General features: G+C 63.3%; 17 protein-coding genes. 8 read left to right on the forward strand and 9 right to left on the reverse strand.

The window, feature by feature from the left end:
• Nucleotides 1-90: 90 nt before the first annotated feature.
• Complete coding sequence (locus tag DVO78_RS00005; RefSeq protein WP_120002766.1) at nucleotides 91-957, reverse strand: helix-turn-helix transcriptional regulator; 867 nt, start codon at nucleotides 955-957, stop codon at nucleotides 91-93.
• A 169-nt stretch (nucleotides 958-1,126) separates the two neighbouring features.
• Between DVO78_RS00005 and DVO78_RS00010 the strand changes: the two genes are divergently transcribed.
• Nucleotides 1,127-1,882: an SDR family NAD(P)-dependent oxidoreductase gene (locus DVO78_RS00010; protein ID WP_120002767.1), complete on the forward strand. Its 756-nt coding sequence runs from the start codon at nucleotides 1,127-1,129 to the stop codon at nucleotides 1,880-1,882.
• Between the two features lie 129 nt (nucleotides 1,883-2,011).
• Here the strand turns inward: DVO78_RS00010 and DVO78_RS00015 are convergent, their stop codons facing one another.
• Complete coding sequence (locus DVO78_RS00015; RefSeq protein ID WP_120002768.1) at nucleotides 2,012-2,599, reverse strand: TetR/AcrR family transcriptional regulator; 588 nt, start codon at nucleotides 2,597-2,599, stop codon at nucleotides 2,012-2,014.
• 82 nt (nucleotides 2,600-2,681) lie between these two features.
• Here DVO78_RS00015 and DVO78_RS00020 point away from each other — a divergent pair, with 82 nt between their 5' ends.
• Complete coding sequence (locus DVO78_RS00020; RefSeq protein ID WP_238385046.1) at nucleotides 2,682-3,539, forward strand: SDR family NAD(P)-dependent oxidoreductase; 858 nt, start codon at nucleotides 2,682-2,684, stop codon at nucleotides 3,537-3,539.
• A gap of 121 nt (nucleotides 3,540-3,660) precedes the next feature.
• Here DVO78_RS00020 and DVO78_RS00025 read toward each other — a convergent pair whose 3' ends face one another.
• Nucleotides 3,661-4,548: a LysR family transcriptional regulator gene (locus DVO78_RS00025; protein ID WP_238385047.1), complete on the reverse strand. Its 888-nt coding sequence runs from the start codon at nucleotides 4,546-4,548 to the stop codon at nucleotides 3,661-3,663.
• Between the two features lie 328 nt (nucleotides 4,549-4,876).
• Here DVO78_RS00025 and DVO78_RS00030 point away from each other — a divergent pair, with 328 nt between their 5' ends.
• Genes DVO78_RS00030 through DVO78_RS00040 form a run of 3 tightly spaced genes read left to right on the forward strand, consistent with a single transcriptional unit; the run spans nucleotide 4,877 to nucleotide 7,249 of the window.
• On the forward strand, nucleotides 4,877-5,371 hold the full coding sequence (locus DVO78_RS00030) for a hypothetical protein (protein ID WP_157983768.1): 495 nt from the start codon (nucleotides 4,877-4,879) through the stop codon (nucleotides 5,369-5,371).
• Between the two features lie 14 nt (nucleotides 5,372-5,385).
• A complete protein-coding gene (locus DVO78_RS00035; RefSeq protein ID WP_120002771.1) occupies nucleotides 5,386-5,760 on the forward strand; it encodes an alpha/beta fold hydrolase in 375 nt (124 codons plus the stop codon).
• Nucleotides 5,761-5,770: 10 nt separating this feature from the next.
• Complete coding sequence (locus DVO78_RS00040; protein WP_202912030.1) at nucleotides 5,771-7,249, forward strand: amidase; 1,479 nt, start codon at nucleotides 5,771-5,773, stop codon at nucleotides 7,247-7,249.
• 1,089 nt (nucleotides 7,250-8,338) lie between these two features.
• Here the strand turns inward: DVO78_RS00040 and DVO78_RS00045 are convergent.
• The 3 genes from DVO78_RS00045 to DVO78_RS00055 are packed head-to-tail and all read right to left on the reverse strand — an operon-like array spanning nucleotide 8,339 to nucleotide 9,494.
• A complete protein-coding gene (locus tag DVO78_RS00045; RefSeq protein WP_120002773.1) occupies nucleotides 8,339-8,734 on the reverse strand; it encodes a hypothetical protein in 396 nt (131 codons plus the stop codon).
• Nucleotides 8,731-9,159, reverse strand: a complete 429-nt coding sequence (locus DVO78_RS00050; RefSeq protein ID WP_120002774.1) for an SRPBCC family protein — start codon at nucleotides 9,157-9,159, stop codon at nucleotides 8,731-8,733. The genes DVO78_RS00045 and DVO78_RS00050 overlap by 4 nt, the downstream gene beginning before the upstream one ends.
• Nucleotides 9,156-9,494, reverse strand: a complete 339-nt coding sequence (locus tag DVO78_RS00055) for an ArsR/SmtB family transcription factor (RefSeq protein WP_120002775.1) — start codon at nucleotides 9,492-9,494, stop codon at nucleotides 9,156-9,158. Before DVO78_RS00055 ends, DVO78_RS00050 begins: the two co-directional genes overlap by 4 nt.
• Nucleotides 9,495-10,085: 591 nt before the next feature.
• On the opposite strand from DVO78_RS00055, the gene DVO78_RS00060 reads away from it, so the two are divergent.
• On the forward strand, nucleotides 10,086-10,817 hold the full coding sequence (locus DVO78_RS00060) for a DUF998 domain-containing protein (RefSeq protein ID WP_120002776.1): 732 nt from the start codon (nucleotides 10,086-10,088) through the stop codon (nucleotides 10,815-10,817).
• Between the two features lie 6 nt (nucleotides 10,818-10,823).
• On the forward strand, nucleotides 10,824-11,450 hold the full coding sequence (locus DVO78_RS00065; protein WP_120002777.1) for a TetR/AcrR family transcriptional regulator: 627 nt from the start codon (nucleotides 10,824-10,826) through the stop codon (nucleotides 11,448-11,450).
• A 57-nt stretch (nucleotides 11,451-11,507) separates the two neighbouring features.
• On the opposite strand, the gene DVO78_RS00070 is transcribed toward DVO78_RS00065, so the two are convergent.
• On the reverse strand, nucleotides 11,508-12,356 hold the full coding sequence (locus DVO78_RS00070; RefSeq protein ID WP_120002778.1) for a helix-turn-helix domain-containing protein: 849 nt from the start codon (nucleotides 12,354-12,356) through the stop codon (nucleotides 11,508-11,510).
• 131 nt (nucleotides 12,357-12,487) lie between these two features.
• Between DVO78_RS00070 and DVO78_RS00075 the strand changes: the two genes are divergently transcribed.
• On the forward strand, nucleotides 12,488-13,384 hold the full coding sequence (locus DVO78_RS00075) for an SDR family NAD(P)-dependent oxidoreductase (RefSeq protein ID WP_120002792.1): 897 nt from the start codon (nucleotides 12,488-12,490) through the stop codon (nucleotides 13,382-13,384).
• An 86-nt stretch (nucleotides 13,385-13,470) separates the two neighbouring features.
• Here DVO78_RS00075 and DVO78_RS00080 read toward each other — a convergent pair whose 3' ends face one another.
• Together DVO78_RS00080 and DVO78_RS00085 are read right to left on the reverse strand one after the other, a co-directional pair.
• Complete coding sequence (locus DVO78_RS00080; protein ID WP_157983769.1) at nucleotides 13,471-13,740, reverse strand: hypothetical protein; 270 nt, start codon at nucleotides 13,738-13,740, stop codon at nucleotides 13,471-13,473.
• A gap of 46 nt (nucleotides 13,741-13,786) precedes the next feature.
• Entirely contained in the window at nucleotides 13,787-14,506 is a 720-nt protein-coding gene (locus tag DVO78_RS00085) for a 3'-5' exonuclease (protein ID WP_120002780.1), read from the reverse strand.
• Between the last annotated feature and the right edge of the window lie 24 nt (nucleotides 14,507-14,530).

Consider the following 14,530-nt stretch of genomic DNA (forward strand, 5'->3'; position numbering starts at 1 on the left):
CAGACATGATTCCCTTTCAGATCATGCCAAACCATTTCCACCGTTAATCAGACAGTCCCCTTCAGCAGCTGATCCACGGCTCCGGGTGATTCAGTCGTCTGCGGCGTGGATGTCTTTCTGCCGGACAGGTTGGCCCTGTGCGGCCAATGATGCGAGCAGGGCGAGCTGGTCGGCGCTTTCGGGATGCGTATTGGTTGGGTGGTAGATGACCAGTGTTTGGTCCCCGGTGTCGTCGACGGCGAGTTTGGAGAGGTTCAACTCCATGGGGCCTACCTGCGGATGATCGACCCGGACGGTCCCGCCCCGGGCCGGCTTCACATCGTGGAGTGACCACGTCCGACGGAACTCCTCGCTTGCCAGCGACAGCTCACCGACCAGTTGCACGGCCCGTGGGTCCTCCAGGTCGGATCCGATGCGCTTGCGGAACATTGCGACCATTTCACGTCGATTGATGTGCATTGGCCCGTCTGCGTCGAGGAAGACCGTCCGCAGCAGGTTCTCCCCAGGGCGTAGTTCCGGGGACAGGGCCAGAGCTATTGCGTTGCTGGCGAGCACGTCCATGTATCGACCGGTGATGAACGCCGGCATGTTGATCGAGTGGACGAGCTCTGTGATCCGAGGGGTGACCGTCTCGCGGCGAGGGGGTGCGCGACGTCCTTGCGGTTTTGCGGCGCTCAGTTCGAGGATGTGTTCGACGGCGGGTTCGTCGAGCTGCAGCACCCGGGCGACGGCTTCGAGGACCTGCATCGAGGGGTTGCGGTTGCGTCCCTGCTCCAGTCGTAGGTAGTAGTCGGAGCTGATGCCGGCGAGCATGGCCACTTCTTCGCGACGCAGCCCTGAGACCCGGCGCCGGCTGTCGTTGGGCAGACCGACAGCCGCAGGAGACACCAGCTCCCGCCGAGCGCGCAGGTACTCGCCCAGCCTGTTCGCCTGGTTCCCGCCGGTGTCATTCGCCATGGTTTTCAATGGTAGTTCCCCCAGTGCGGCGCTGGCTGGTCCTGTCACTCCCAGGATCGAGGTGGCCCTCCCGCCCAGGCCCGAGGTCCCGCACAGTGATAGGAGAGCGCACAGTGCACCGCCACGAGCGTTCATCTGCCAGAACCACACCAGATAAGGGAGGGTCCTTGTGCCCACGAACCGCATTGCACTGATTACCGGAGCCAACCAAGGCATGGGCAAGCAGGTCGCCACAGAGCTCGTCGACGAGGGAGTGACCGTGTTTCTCGGATCCCGCGACATAGCTCGCGGTCAGACGGCAGCCGCAGAGATCGGCGAGGGCGCCATCGCGCTTCAACTCGATGTGACCGATACCGCCTCGATCGCCGCGGCCGCGGGGCGGATCCACCAGGAGGCCGGCAGGCTCGACCTGCTGGTGAACAATGCGGCGGTCTCCACCACCCGCACTGATCTCCGCGATCTGGCCGAGCTGCGCGACTCGTCGAAGGCCAGCAGCGTGCCTGTTGATGAGGTGCGGGCAGTTTGGGATGTTAACGTCTTCGGGGCCCTGGGAGTATATCAGGCCATGCTGCCGCTACTTCGAGAGTCGTCGGATGCGCGCATTGTGAACGTCACCAGCGCAGTTGGCTCGCTGACGACCGTGGCCGACCCATCCTTCCCGTTCCATTCGGCCTTCGAGCCTGTCTATGCGGCGTCGAAGACCGCGCTCAACGCTGTGACGCTGTCCATGATGATCGAGCTGGAGGACACTGATATCAAGGTCAACCTGGTCTCGCCAGGGTTCGCGAACACCGCCCTGGTCAACTTCGAGGGAACGGAGTCGGTCGAGGATGCCTCCCGCGAGGTGGTGCGAGTCGCTCGCCTTGGTCACGACGGGCCGTCCGGCACCTTCACCCTCTGGGAGGGCGTGGACCTCCCGTGGTGAACGACTGCGAACAGAACAGCTAGTGGGCGGATTGGTCCCGGGGAGGGCGTGGAGGCTGCCAGGGCGAGTCGTGCCTCGCTGACCGCGGGAATTGTGAGCTAGGTGAGACGGCGCCTTGGCCGCATGCCTTCACGTGAGTGGGTGTACGGCACCCATGGCGGCGTCGAGCAGGGTGCTGAGGTCTCTGTGTTCGTCAGTGCTGAGCCATTGTGCTTGTGCGGTGTGCAGACAGGCGATCGCCGCGGCCGCCAGGGCGTGCGCGCCAAGAGAGGCTTCAGCGGTCTCGCTTACCGGTAGGCGAGACATGAGGGCTGCGGCGATCTTCTTGTGCCAGGCGGCGTCTTTGTCCTGCTGCAGAGCGGGGCGTTCGAGCATGAGCCGTCCGAGGGCTTCGGCGTTGGGGTCGGTGCTGGCTTGTTCGATCAGTGGGTCGAAGGAGCGACGCAGAGCGGTCCAGGGTGATTCGTGCGCAGGGCGCCCAGTGAGTGTCTCGGCGATCGTCTGCCCGATGGAGGCCAGAGCTGCGGCGAACGCTTCATCCTTGCTGGCGAAGTAGCGGAAGTAGCTACGCCGGGAGATGCCTGCCGCCTGGGAGATCTCCTCGACCGTTGTGGTCTCGAACCCCTGGCTCAGAAACAGGCCCATAGCCGCCTCGACGATTTCGGTCCGCACAGCCCGACGAGTCCGCTCACGCAACGACATGTCCTGCATCTTCATCCCATCATGCTACTCTAGTGAGACAAATGTGACACTCAAGTGTCATGAAGAGCACTAAAGTGACAGTCAAGGTTGAGGTTGGGTGGATGCAGAGATGACCAGACGGACGATCGTCATCACCGGAGCATCGGATGGAATCGGGGCCGAGGCCGCGCGCCAGGTTTCGCGCGCCACGGACGATCGGCTCATCTTGGTCGGGCGTTCCGCTGCGAAGACGGAGGCCGTTGCTCGTCAGGTGGGAGCGGATCACTTCCTCGCGGACTACACGAGTCTGAACCAGGTGCGGCGGCTGGCCGAAGATATCCGGAAAAACACGGATCGAGTTGATGTGCTGGCCAACAACGCCGGCGGTGTGTTCGGCCAGCGCACGGTGACCGAGGACGGCAACGAGAAGACCTTCCAGGTCAACCTCCTCGCCCCCTTCTTGCTTACGCACCTGCTCCTGGATCGGCTGCAGGCAGGCGATGGCGTGGTGGTCAACACCTCCAGCGCCTCGGCGAAGATCGTGGGGCAGGTCAATGTGAATGACCTCAATCATGAGAAAGCCTACGCACCGATGCGCGCTTACGGGGATGCGAAGCTGGCAAACATCTTGTTCGCCCGGGGCCTGCACGCCCGCTACCACTGGCAGGGGATCAACGCCGTCGCCTTCGATCCCGGCAACGTCCGCACCGGTTTCGGCGCGGAGAACAATGACTTCCTCACCCGGCTGCTGTACCGAACCCCGCTGTCGCGGTTGGCGCTGATCTCGCCGGCAAAGGGCGGAGCGAACCTGGCCTACTTCGTCACCGGCGTACATGGTGTTGACTGGGAGCCTGGGCGCTTCTATGCACGGAACAAGCCAGCGACGCCCAGGCAGACCAATAAGCAGGTCAACGACGACGCCCTCGTCGACCAGTTCTGGCATCGAACCGCCACACTCGTCGGAATGGAGAGCTGAACCGTCCCTGGCGAGAAGGTGCGCCTGATCCAAGAACGGGCCATCTGATATGCCGTGAAAGTAGCGCCAGCTCGTACGTTTTGCTGAGCCGCGTCCTTACCCAAGCGCCACCTCGATCACCTCACGCGCCAAGGACGAGGCCGACCCGGTCCGAGAGCGCGTCGATGAGGGCCTGGACGGCGGGTCTGCGACGGGCTTGGGCGCGGGTGACCAGCCAGTAGTCGAGAGGGACGTTCACCTCATCGGTGAGGACGCGGTGAAGGTCGTCGTGGCGATTCGCAAGGAAAGTGGGAAGGAGGCCGAGGCCCGCGCCTGAGCGGGTTGCCTCGACGTGGGCGAACACATTGGTCGAGGTGACGGCGTCGTCCATATGGGGCACCGAACGTCGGCTGACGTCGAGTTCGTCGACCTGCAACATCGAGGGAATGAAGTACACCAGGCCATGATCGCGGAGTTGATCGAGCGCAGTGGGGCGTCCGAACTCCGTCAGATAGGACGATGAACCGTAGAGCCCGAGTACGTAGGTACCGATCTTCCGTGCTTCGGCATACAGCACCCGGGGCTCGCCGACGACGATCTCGATATCAAGGCCTGATCGCTGAGTCCCTGCTCGGCGGGTCGTCGAGACGATCTCGACCGACAGCCGCGGATTGCGCCGCCGCAGTTCAGCTGCGGCAGGTGCTGCCACGTAGGTGGTGAACGCGTCGGTCGCGGACATCCGCACGACGTCCTCCAACCGGGTGTCGCCGGCTGGTCCGTCGTGGAAGGCTTTCATCGCTGCGGCCACCTGCTCGCTGGCCGCGAAGGCCCGTTGACCGAGAGGCGTCAGTTCCAGTCCTGAGGGGGCTCGCGTGAACACTCTGCCGCCGAGCGCGTTCTCGAGAGCAGTGATTCGCCGGGCGATGGTCGTGTGTGCCAGATCAAGGGTGCCTGCCGCCCGTGTGAAGCGCCCCGATCGTGCGACTTCTCTGAGAATGAGGAGGTCGTCGGCCTTCAGCTCTCGCATCATAATGTGCATTTTTGCACGTCTCAGTGCAAATACTGGCCATTGCCCTACCGTTCCTGTTCATCAAGACTGAGGTTTAATGGAGACTTGGACCATATGGGGCCTGGTGAGGGGTAGGAAGGGAGCCGGTGCGATGGCCGCGACATCCCCGTCCGCAGAATCGTTTGCGGCCCTGTGGGCTGATCCGGTTCATCACCACGGTGATCGGCCGTTCCCGGTCTTCAAGCCGGTTTCGGCAGAACCGTCCACGTGGTCGTATGCCGAGTCCGACGATCAAGTCACTCGGGTTCAGTACGTTCTCCGCGCTACCGGTCTCTCAGCAGGTGACTGTGTGCATATCGTGTTGAAGAACTCACCCGCCTTCGTGGCGATCTGCTCGCAGGAACGGGCCGGGACCTATCACCAAGAGGCTGGAGGGGTGTGCCCCTGGGTCATCGAGGTGGCCGAACACGCGACCGATCTGGTGATGGACTCGGCACTCACATCACGGCCTCCCGGCGACCGTGTGTTGTGCGCGGTCAGCTCCTCGGATCGACTGGCCGTCATGCTCACCTCCGGGACGGCATCGGAGCTGAAGGGCGTCGTCTGGATCCAAGCGTGCTATGCCCATGCGGTCGCTTCGATGGCCGCCGCCCGTTTCCGGGCGCATCACCGGTGGTGCGTCTCCCTTCCGCTGTCTTATGCGAACGTACAGTACTGTTCATTCGTCCCCGCCATCGCCGCCGCGGTGCGGTGCCTGGCCTCCGCAGAGACACGATACGTAACTGGCACCTGCCTCCATGCGGACGGCGGGACGGTGTTCGAGCAGCAACACCTCTTCAACTGATAGGAATGCTTGAAATGCCCTTTGTTTACGCGCCAGACGGCGTTGCACTCCATTACTCCTCCACCGGCGAGGGCCCGGCGCTCGACCAGTCCACCAGCGTTCCAACCCTCGCCGCACTGGCCCTGTGGGTCTCGTTCTCGGCTCAGGACTGGCGCGAGCTGATCCGTGAGATCGATGTGCCCATCCTGTTCGCGCACGGGCTACGGAGCCAGCTGTACCCGACGCGCTTATGGGAGCCGATGGTCGAACTCGCGAAGGACGGCGGGGCCGCACTCTTCGACGCAGGACACGCGCCCTTCTGGGAGGTGCCGGCGGAGTTCAACGCCGCGGTTCTCGAGTTCTGTGACTCACTGGCGGGCACGAACGCCCTTGACGCGGGTCGCGTCTGATGGGGCAGGCGTGAGCGAGAGTATGGGCGGGTCGGGTTCCGAAGCGATCGGCCCTGAGATTGTGCGGTGGGATGCGACGACCATGGCGGCTCGCATCCGCGACGGCAGCGTCTCCTCACATGCCGTGGTACAAACACACCTCGAGCGCATCGAGGAGATCGACGGGTCGCTGAACTCCGTGACCCGCGCCTTCGGCGACGCGGCGCTCGAGGCGGCTCGCGACGCGGATCGTCGGCTCTATCGCGGGGATGCCATCGGTCCGTTGCATGGGGTGCCCTTCACCGTCAAGGACTCGCTGGACGTGGCCGGCGAGATTACCTCGCGCGGTTCGCGCCTGTTCGCCTCCCGGGTGCCCGGCCGTGACGCGACGGTGGTGCATCGACTCCGGCAGGCCGGCGCCATCCCACTTGCGAAGACGAACCTACCTGAGTTCTCCTACTCGACCGAGACCGACAACGACCTGACCGGTCGCACCAACAACCCCTGGGACCTCTCCAGGACGCCCGGCGGGTCGAGCGGCGGCGAATCGGCAGCGATTGCCGCAGGCATGTCCCCCTTGGGCGTCGGCAGCGACATCGCGATCTCGGTGCGCGGTCCGGCGCACTTCACCGGCGTCGCAGCGCTCAAACCGACGCGTTCACGGGTTCCGATCACGGGCCACTGGCCGCGGGTGCCCGGACGGTACTGGCATGTCGGCCCTATGGCGCGCAGTGTGCGTGACCTTGCGCTCGCCTTCGACGTCATGCAGGGGCCTGACGGGTGCGACGGGTACGCCATCGCCTCTCGACCCCGGTCCGGCTCAGACGCCCCGGCGGGCTCCGAGGGACTGCGGATCGGATGGGTCGCCCAGCCAGAATTCGGTCCCATCGCGGCCGATGTCGTGCAAACGGTGACCGCAGCCGCCGAGGCGTGTGCAACCCTGGGGCATGAGGTCGACCACGTCGCCCTGCCGGATCTAGCGCAGATCGATGGAACCTCGCTGAGCGCCGCGCTGTACACGCCAGAGATCATGGCGGCTGTGGGTCCGGTGATCGCGGGCCGCGAAGATCAGCTGCACGCCGTGTCCAGACGCTTGCTCAGGGCAGGGCCGCCGACTGGATCCACGATCGATAGCTATATCGCCGCGCACGCCCAGGTCGAACGGCTGCAAGCGCTGTTCGTCCGGTACTTCGAGGACTACGACGTGCTGCTGTGCCCGGTGTGCCCGGTGTCTGCCCCACCGCATGCCCAGCGGCGCTTCCACGTCGACGGCGTAGAGATCCCATCCGCCGGAATCATGCGCGCGACCGTCCCCTTCAACCTGACCGGGTTGCCGGCGCTCGCCGTGCCGTTCGGCGTCAGCGCCGGCGGGCTCCCCATCGGTGTGCAACTCGTCGCCCCATGGCACCGCGACGAGCCGCTGCTGGCCCTGGGCGAAGCGTTGGCGGGGTATGGGCCGATCGCGCACCATCGTCCGGCGGGATGGATGCCAACGTCTCCGCCCGGCTGACGGTGGCGCTGAGGCACCGTGATGCCGCTGTGCTCGCTGTCCTTGGGGGAAGGATCCGGTGAGAGGAACGAGGGCCTCTGAACCGTTCTGTTTGGTGGAGGTTTTGGTCCCCCAGTGTCCGCGCGCCTGCCTCCAGCTCACAAGCTACTTCCAGCCTCGTTCGCGGTGAGCGGCTTGCCCCTGTTTCCGCAGGTTGTCCAGCTCGGCGGAAGGCAGGTTGGGCTAGGTCTGTCATGAGGACACTAGTTCACCTGAATCGCGCCGCCCCAGATGGAGCGACAGGTACGAGAGAGTTGCTCTCAAGCTTCGCAATCTGTCGAAGGCAACATCTCCATGACAAATTCTGCTCATCATTGATGCACAGGGGCTTGCGCAAGAAGATCAGCAATACGTTAGCCATGGAATATGCACAATAGATGTCAAGTGACACATAACATGAGCACCGTTCTCATTCTTAACGAAGGAAAGACTCACTCTGCGATTTCATCGCCCTCGCGGAATTTCCGCTTTCCCCTCGTCCTTCTGCTAGTGGCAGGCATGCTAGGGCTGTGCTTTGCCGCAGCACACGTTGCTTAACAGATGCCTAATAGCCACGCGGCACCCACATCAGCCGGAAGACGATCCTAGGATCGATCAGGCATTCTTAGAGGAGTTTGCCGAAGGCTATGCAGGCTCAGGTAACGGCAGTGGGATCAACGGACAGAATGTGCAGCCGCCCGAGGTCACCACTTCGTCGAACTGCGTTGGCATCAATGCCGCCATAGGTTCAGCGAAGTATCTCGACAGTCGCAATGCGAGTGCGCTGTCCAGTTCGATGGCGGCAGGAGTGACTACGGCAGGACTGATCGAAATCCTCACGGCGAAGCCTGGAATCGGCCCAGCTGCCGCAGCAACTACGGCGGCAGGACTGGGGCGAATGGGCAGGCAGTCTTAGCGCCCTGTGTCACTCAGCTGAGTCGGAAACGACGTGGTGTGGTTGATGAGATCATGCTCTGGTTGACCGCCTGTGGGTGTGACCACCACCGGTGAGCGGGAGATCCTGCGGATCTGGGCCGAGCCCGGAGCTTCGGCATCGACATCATGGGTGGCTCATGAGCTGGGGAGGGTCTCGCCGTCTTTCATCGGTCGTACCCTCAGAGCTGAGTAGGTGTCGTCGTAGGAGACCTGTGTGACCGCCCGCCATCCGTACTCTTCCAGTTGTCTCCAGAGGGTGTCGCGGTTGATGTCGGTCTTGTTGGCCTTAGCGTAGATGATCCAGACCGCCCGCATCGTGGCAAGGGCTTCGAGATGCTCCGTCAGGACGGTGTCCACGTCTGCGCGATTCCCCGTGAAGAGCACGGCCACATCCGCTTCGGTGATTCCTGTGTGCGTGAAGTCTTCAGTCGCTGCGAGGGGTTCGGGAACGGCGGCTGCCTCAGGCCATACCCAGAGCCTGCTGCCCGGTTTCAGTTGTAGTTTGCGGTGCAATGCCTTGGGATCACTCACTTGTTTCTCTCCATCACGTCGAGGGTGGTCGCGATCGCGCGCAGCAGGGGTGAGAGCTTGCGCCAACCCCCTTTGAGGAAGAAGCGCGCGAACTCCGCGCCTGGGCCGTGGAAGCCTTCTTGGAGGAATTCGAACCGGCATGACCGTGGCCCGAGTTCGGTGACGGTGAAGGTGACGATCGTGTCGATCGGCCCTCCTGTCCAGGACCAGCGCATCTGATGCGGTGGGTCGAGCTCCAGGACTTCCAGATGCACGGTGCCATCGAACATGGGTGCAGGGTCGGTGGTCATCGTGAAGCGATGTCCGACCTCGGGGCGGAAGTCATTGGGCATCAGCCACACCGCCAGTAGCTCACTGTCGGTCAGTGCGCGCCATAGGGTCGCGGCGGGAACGTCGAAGTCCCCGGTTCTGTAGATTTTGCTCATTGCCCGTTCTCCTCGTCGATGGTCTCCAGAAGCCGCCCCAGACGGTCGAATCGCTCGTCCCAGAATGCTTCAAGGGTGGATATCCAGTCGGTGACGTCCCGCAGAGGGGCTGTGTCAAGGCGATACAGGCGCTCTCTGCCTCGTTTGCGGTACGTGACCAGGCCGACCGATCTCAATGCCGCCAAGTGCTCCGAGACCGCAGACTGAGAGACCCCGACCGCAGCGACCAGATCAGAGACCACCTTGTCCTCGGTTGCCAGCAGGCTCATGATTGCGCGGCGCCGGGGGTGTCCGATGGCACTGAACGTATCGAGGACAGCGGGAGGTCTCACCATGTCTCAACAATACATCGGTAAAAACCAATATAAAAATCTTTCGAGTCACGATGACGGTCGTGTGGTGGGTAATGCAGTCGGTGGTGTTGGTTGAGCTGATGAACAAGCGGAGGAGCGCATCAGCTGGAATGAAGGGTCACCGCGAATGTGCTCATGGCCGCGACGGGGTGAACCGTCACTTCATGATGCTCCGGGAGCCCCAGGCATTGAGCCTCATGCCAAGCCGCGCAGCAGAGCTTGCTCAAAACAGTGGCTGCACTTCTGCGCAAGATTCGCTCTCTGCTGGATGGCCTACAGGCGGACACGACCTGCGGATTAACGCTGTTTTCCGGTCGGGAGAGTGAGGCCACTGTACCGGCTTCTCGAATCCGGCAAGTGGATAAGGCGCGGCAAAAAGTCCGGAATAGCATGAGTTGTCGCTCATCAACTCTGGCACGCCGATGTCAGTCGGGTTGTCGGATCCAAGAAGCGAAGGCCAATGGCTGTGATCAGTGCGCGCGAGCAACTTGAGGCGGGCAAGGGCTCACCTGCCGATAGGCGTATATAACCGATTCGGTCACTTTGTGATCGAATCGGTTATATACTGGTGGTATGGCCTCCTTCACCGAAGACAATGCTCAGACACGCACGTATCCTGGCCGCCCGGCACCACCCCGCGATGACGTCTTGTGGCGAAGGCGCGAGATCGTGGGCGGTTTTCTCTGGCTCTCGGTCGTGCAGTACTTCGTCATGATGGTGGTGGTGCAGGCGGCGTGGACAACTCCGTACAGCATCGTGAGGCATGCGATCAGCGATCTGGGCGCGGTGAACTGCGCAGTTTTCGAAGGCCGAGATGTCTGCTCGCCCTGGCATGTCGCCTCGAACGTTTCCTGGACCCTCACCGGCTTGAGCATCTTTCTCGGAGCGGTCTTGCTCTGGCGCCCTCTGGCGAGAGACGCTGCGGGGCGTCTCGGTCTGGTGATCCTGATGGTGGCGGGCGTGGGGGAGTTCCTCGTGGGGCTCAACCCCCAAGACACGAGCACACTGCACATCCCCGCCGCTCTGATCGCGATTCTCGGGGGCCAGGCCGCGATCATGTTCCTCGGCGTCTCCCTGGCGCGCAGATCCACTTGGCGAGGTCTCGGGCTTCTCGGGGTCGCCTTCAGCCTCACGGGGCTCACCTCGAGCACTGTTTTGCTTATAGTAGGGCTGAATGAGTTTTTCGGATTGCTCGAGCGCATCGCGGCCTATCCGATCCTGATCTGGATCGTCTTGGCCGGAACTTCCGTGCTGCGCCGCGCGCTCTCCAGGAAACGATACCTGCCGGCTCTTCGATCGGTGTGAGAATCAGTGAATGACGTGAAGGACGAATATCGACCGCGGCAGAGCCTCCGCCCCAGCAGCGCGGAGATCGACGAGCGCATCCTCGATCTGACCGCGGGTCTTCTCGCCAAGCACGGTGTGAAGGCGATGAGCGTCAGCATGGTCGCAGAGGCAAGCGGCTATTCCAAAGCTGCCGTTTTCCGCAGGTTCAAAGACAAAGAGCACCTCGTCGACGCCGCTCTTCGACGATGCGCCGACCTCGGCAAGCAGGTGCTCCTGGCAGTCGACGGCATTCCAGCCGGGCGTGAGAGGGGCCGCACGGCACTGCGCGCAATGCTCGACCTGGCATTCCTCTGGCCCGGTTTCATCGCGCTCGCACTGGCCTCGATCGCGATCCGCGAACGCGACGAGTTCGACGGCCGCTTGGGCGAACTGGGTAACGCACTTCTGGCGGCGTTCAGCATCCCCACACGTGAAAACCGCACTGACGCAGCACCACTTTTCCGCGCTCTCGGCGCGCTGAGCGCACTCTCAGTACTCAGCCTCGTCTACAGCAGGTACACCGACTCCGAGACAGCGCGGGGCTTGATCCTCGACACCTCGGAGGCCGCTTTGTACGGCGAACCGCCGACGGCCCTCTTCGACCGTCCGTAGCGGGCAGGAGGTCATCGGCAGGGTCAAGCTGGTGCATCGATCAGTTGTCGCGCTCGCTTAGGCGGTGGAGGAGAACCGGTGTTGTCCCACCACGCTGAGGAGCTGCAGCTGTTCGGCGTCGTGACTGCGAGGGGTGGTGGTGAGTACGACCAGTGTCTGGGTCTGGTCCTCGGTGAAGAGGGCACTGCAGTCGAACCGGATGGTGCCGATCTCTGGGTGCATGATGATTTTGCGGTCTTCGAATCGCCTGGTGACTTCGTGGCGCTTCCAGATCTCAGCGAACTCAGAGCTGTGTTGATGAAGCCGATGAGTCAGCTTCGCGGCAGGGGAGTGCTTGCCGTGGCGCGCCGCAGCGATGCGCAAGGCTGAGACGAATGCCCGGCCTTGCCGCTGCTGATCCTCGCCCGAGTAGAGGATGCGTTCGGTCTCGGGTTGCATGAACCACCGGTAGATAGCGCTGGCTTCTTCACCGTGGTGTCTGTTGTGGTCGCCGAAGAGGGCCGCGGCGAGAGTGTTCTGGCTCAGTGTGATGCCGATATCAGACACGATGAAAGCAGGTGTGTGGGAAAGGCTCCCGAGGACTCGCTGCAGCCCGGGAGCAACATGCGGAGAACTGAGCAGCCGGTCTGGCACGTTGTGTCCTGCAAGCCGGTAGAGGTGATCGCGTTCGTCGAGGCTCATTCGGAGGGCGCGGGCGAGGACGTCGAGCATTGCCGTGGAGGGTTGAGTGCCGCTGCCGCGCTCGAGCCGACTGTAGTAGTCCACAGACATCACCGCGATCTGGGCCACTTCTTCGCGTCTAAGCCCCTTGACTCGACGACGTGGGCTCACAGGCAGCCCGAGATCCTGCGGTCGCAGCGTGTCACGACGCGATCGGAGGAATGCTGCCAGTGCGGTGCGGTCCATTGCCCAAGTATCTCGCATCCGCGACTGTCAAGGGGTGCCCTGCCGGGTCACCGATAGATGTGTCCTGGATGCCGGCTCGGGACGAGCACATCCTGGTCATGTTCCATCTCCCGACCAAAGGCGTATCACCTATGACTGACAAGTGGACTGTCGACAACCTTCCCGACCTGGCCGGCAAGACCTACATCGTGACCGGGGCGGCCGCAGGAATCGGCCTGATCACCAGCCGCGAGCTGGCCCGTGCCGGAGCTGATGTGGTGATGGCCGTCCGCGATCCCAAGAAGGGTCAGGCGGCCGCACAGAACATCGATTCCACACAGGGCAGCATCGAAGTCCAGCAGCTCGATGTCTCAAGCCTGGCCTCGATCCGGGCGTTCGGCGCTGCGTGGTCCGGCCCGATCACTGGACTCATCAACAACGCCGGGATCATGATGGTCCCGCACCGCGTCACCGACGACGGAATCGAGAGCCAGATGGCGACCAACTACTTCGGCCCGTTCGCGCTGACGAACGCCCTGCTTCCGCACATCACGGACCGGGTCGTCAGCGTCTCGTCGCAGCTGCATCGACAGGGACGGCTGCGCCTGGACGATCTCACCGGAGAGAAACGCAGGTACAACCCGTGGTTCGCCTACTGTGATTCCAAGCTCGACGTCCTGCTGTTCTCGGTCGAACTGCAGCGCCGACTCGAAAAGTCCGGTAGCGCCGTGCGCTCGATGATCGCGCACCCCGGGATCGCGAAAACGAACCTCGTCTCGCACGTCGGTGGAGTCTCCGGGTGGTTGAATGGACTCGCACAGCCGCTTCTGAACGAAGCTGACAATGGCGCTCTGCCGACGCTCTTCGCCCTCAGTGAAGACATCCCGGGCAACTCCTATGTCGGGCCCGACGGCTTCGGCAGCATCCGCGGGTACCCGAGGGTCCGCAAGCCGTCCCGCGCCGCCCGCCACCCGAGGCGCGCTGCAGCGCTGTGGGACGCTACTGCAGCCATTGTGGATCAAAAACGCATGAACCGCCTCAGTACATAGAGGAAGACCGAACCATGACTAATCTCTCCGGGCAACGTGGTGGGTCTTCTCCCCTGGGAGCCGGCAGCCGCCCAAGCTCGCCGGGCTCAGCCGAGTCCGAGGCCGATCAGTAGTGGCTGCAGTTGCTCACCGGAGCCGCCGAGATCGCTATAGTCCACGTACTGGGAACGCCAACGGCGGAAGAGATAGAAGCCCACCACAAAGATCACCAGCGCGATGAGGATGACAGGCAGGGGCAAGCCGCCGGAGGCCGTCCTGGGAATGTCCTCGCCGTGGTTGCGCCTCCACCGCTCCTCGAAGCGACGGTCGCCTTCATCGTGCTCCTCGTGCTCCGGACCTTCAGCTGATTGAGTCATGAGGTCCATTGTCCCGCACCCCGCATGTGCGGTGAGCCAGTCACCGTCACACTGGCCAGGTGCCGTCGATGACGGCGTCGGCCTTGCCCTGACGGTGCAGGAAGGCCTGAAAATCCTGAGCCTGCTCGGCCTTCCAGCCCACCTGGAGATCGTGCAGCTGACCGCTGGGCATCTGCAGTTCGGGGTACTTCTCGGCCAGGCAGTCGGCCACCTGCACCGTGGCTAAAGCATCCGGGGCAGCCGAATGGGCCTGGCTGAGCTGCACGCCGTAGACTCCGCAGAGATCGCCGAGCCGGCGTTTGCCGCGCCGGTACTTGTCCACCTGCTTGTCGATGACCAAAGGGTCGATCACCGGCTTCGGCTCCGGGAACTCCAGACCGTAGCGCTCCGCCTCGCAGTTCAGCACCGCCAGGTCATAGGGGGCGTTCATGACCACCACTGCAGTGCCTGTGGCGAACTCCCTGGTCAGTGCAGCCATCAGCTCGCCCACGGCCTCCTCGGCGGCCTGCCCGTGCTCGCGTGCGTACTCGGTAGTGATCCCATGGATCTCCACCGTCTCCTCCGGAATCTCCACCCCTGGGTCCACCAACCACTCCCGCACCCTGGGCGACCCCTCGTCTTCAGGGTCAAGGGCCACCAGCGCGGCTGAGACTATCCGCGCCTCGGCGGGAAACCGGGACGTGGTCTCCAGATCGAACCCCACCCGGCGGCAGGTGTGCCAGGAATCAGCGGCCGGATGCAGATCGAACAGTGCTGGACTCTCCATGACTACGAGACTACCGCCTGATAC

Origin of the sequence: Nesterenkonia muleiensis, assembly GCF_003600155.1 — a bacterium.
Classification (GTDB): Bacteria; Actinomycetota; Actinomycetes; order Actinomycetales; family Micrococcaceae; genus Nesterenkonia; species Nesterenkonia muleiensis.

Excerpts from the sequence above, each read along its gene's own strand:
- DVO78_RS00005 (WP_120002766.1), bottom strand. The coding sequence starts at position 957 with ATGGCGAATGACACCGGCGGGAACCAGGCGAACAGGCTGGGCGAGTAC.
- DVO78_RS00015 (WP_120002768.1), bottom strand. The coding sequence starts at position 2,599 with ATGAAGATGCAGGACATGTCGTTGCGTGAGCGGACTCGTCGGGCTGTG.
- DVO78_RS00025 (WP_238385047.1), bottom strand. The coding sequence starts at position 4,548 with ATGATGCGAGAGCTGAAGGCCGACGACCTCCTCATTCTCAGAGAAGTC.
- DVO78_RS00035 (WP_120002771.1), top strand. The coding sequence starts at position 5,386 with ATGCCCTTTGTTTACGCGCCAGACGGCGTTGCACTCCATTACTCCTCC.
- DVO78_RS00050 (WP_120002774.1), bottom strand. The coding sequence starts at position 9,159 with ATGAGCAAAATCTACAGAACCGGGGACTTCGACGTTCCCGCCGCGACC.
- DVO78_RS00055 (WP_120002775.1), bottom strand. The coding sequence starts at position 9,494 with ATGGTGAGACCTCCCGCTGTCCTCGATACGTTCAGTGCCATCGGACAC.
- DVO78_RS00060 (WP_120002776.1), top strand. The coding sequence starts at position 10,086 with ATGGCCTCCTTCACCGAAGACAATGCTCAGACACGCACGTATCCTGGC.
- DVO78_RS00070 (WP_120002778.1), bottom strand. The coding sequence starts at position 12,356 with ATGGACCGCACCGCACTGGCAGCATTCCTCCGATCGCGTCGTGACACG.
- DVO78_RS00075 (WP_120002792.1), top strand. The coding sequence starts at position 12,488 with ATGACTGACAAGTGGACTGTCGACAACCTTCCCGACCTGGCCGGCAAG.
- DVO78_RS00080 (WP_157983769.1), bottom strand. The coding sequence starts at position 13,740 with ATGACTCAATCAGCTGAAGGTCCGGAGCACGAGGAGCACGATGAAGGC.
- DVO78_RS00085 (WP_120002780.1), bottom strand. The coding sequence starts at position 14,506 with ATGGAGAGTCCAGCACTGTTCGATCTGCATCCGGCCGCTGATTCCTGG.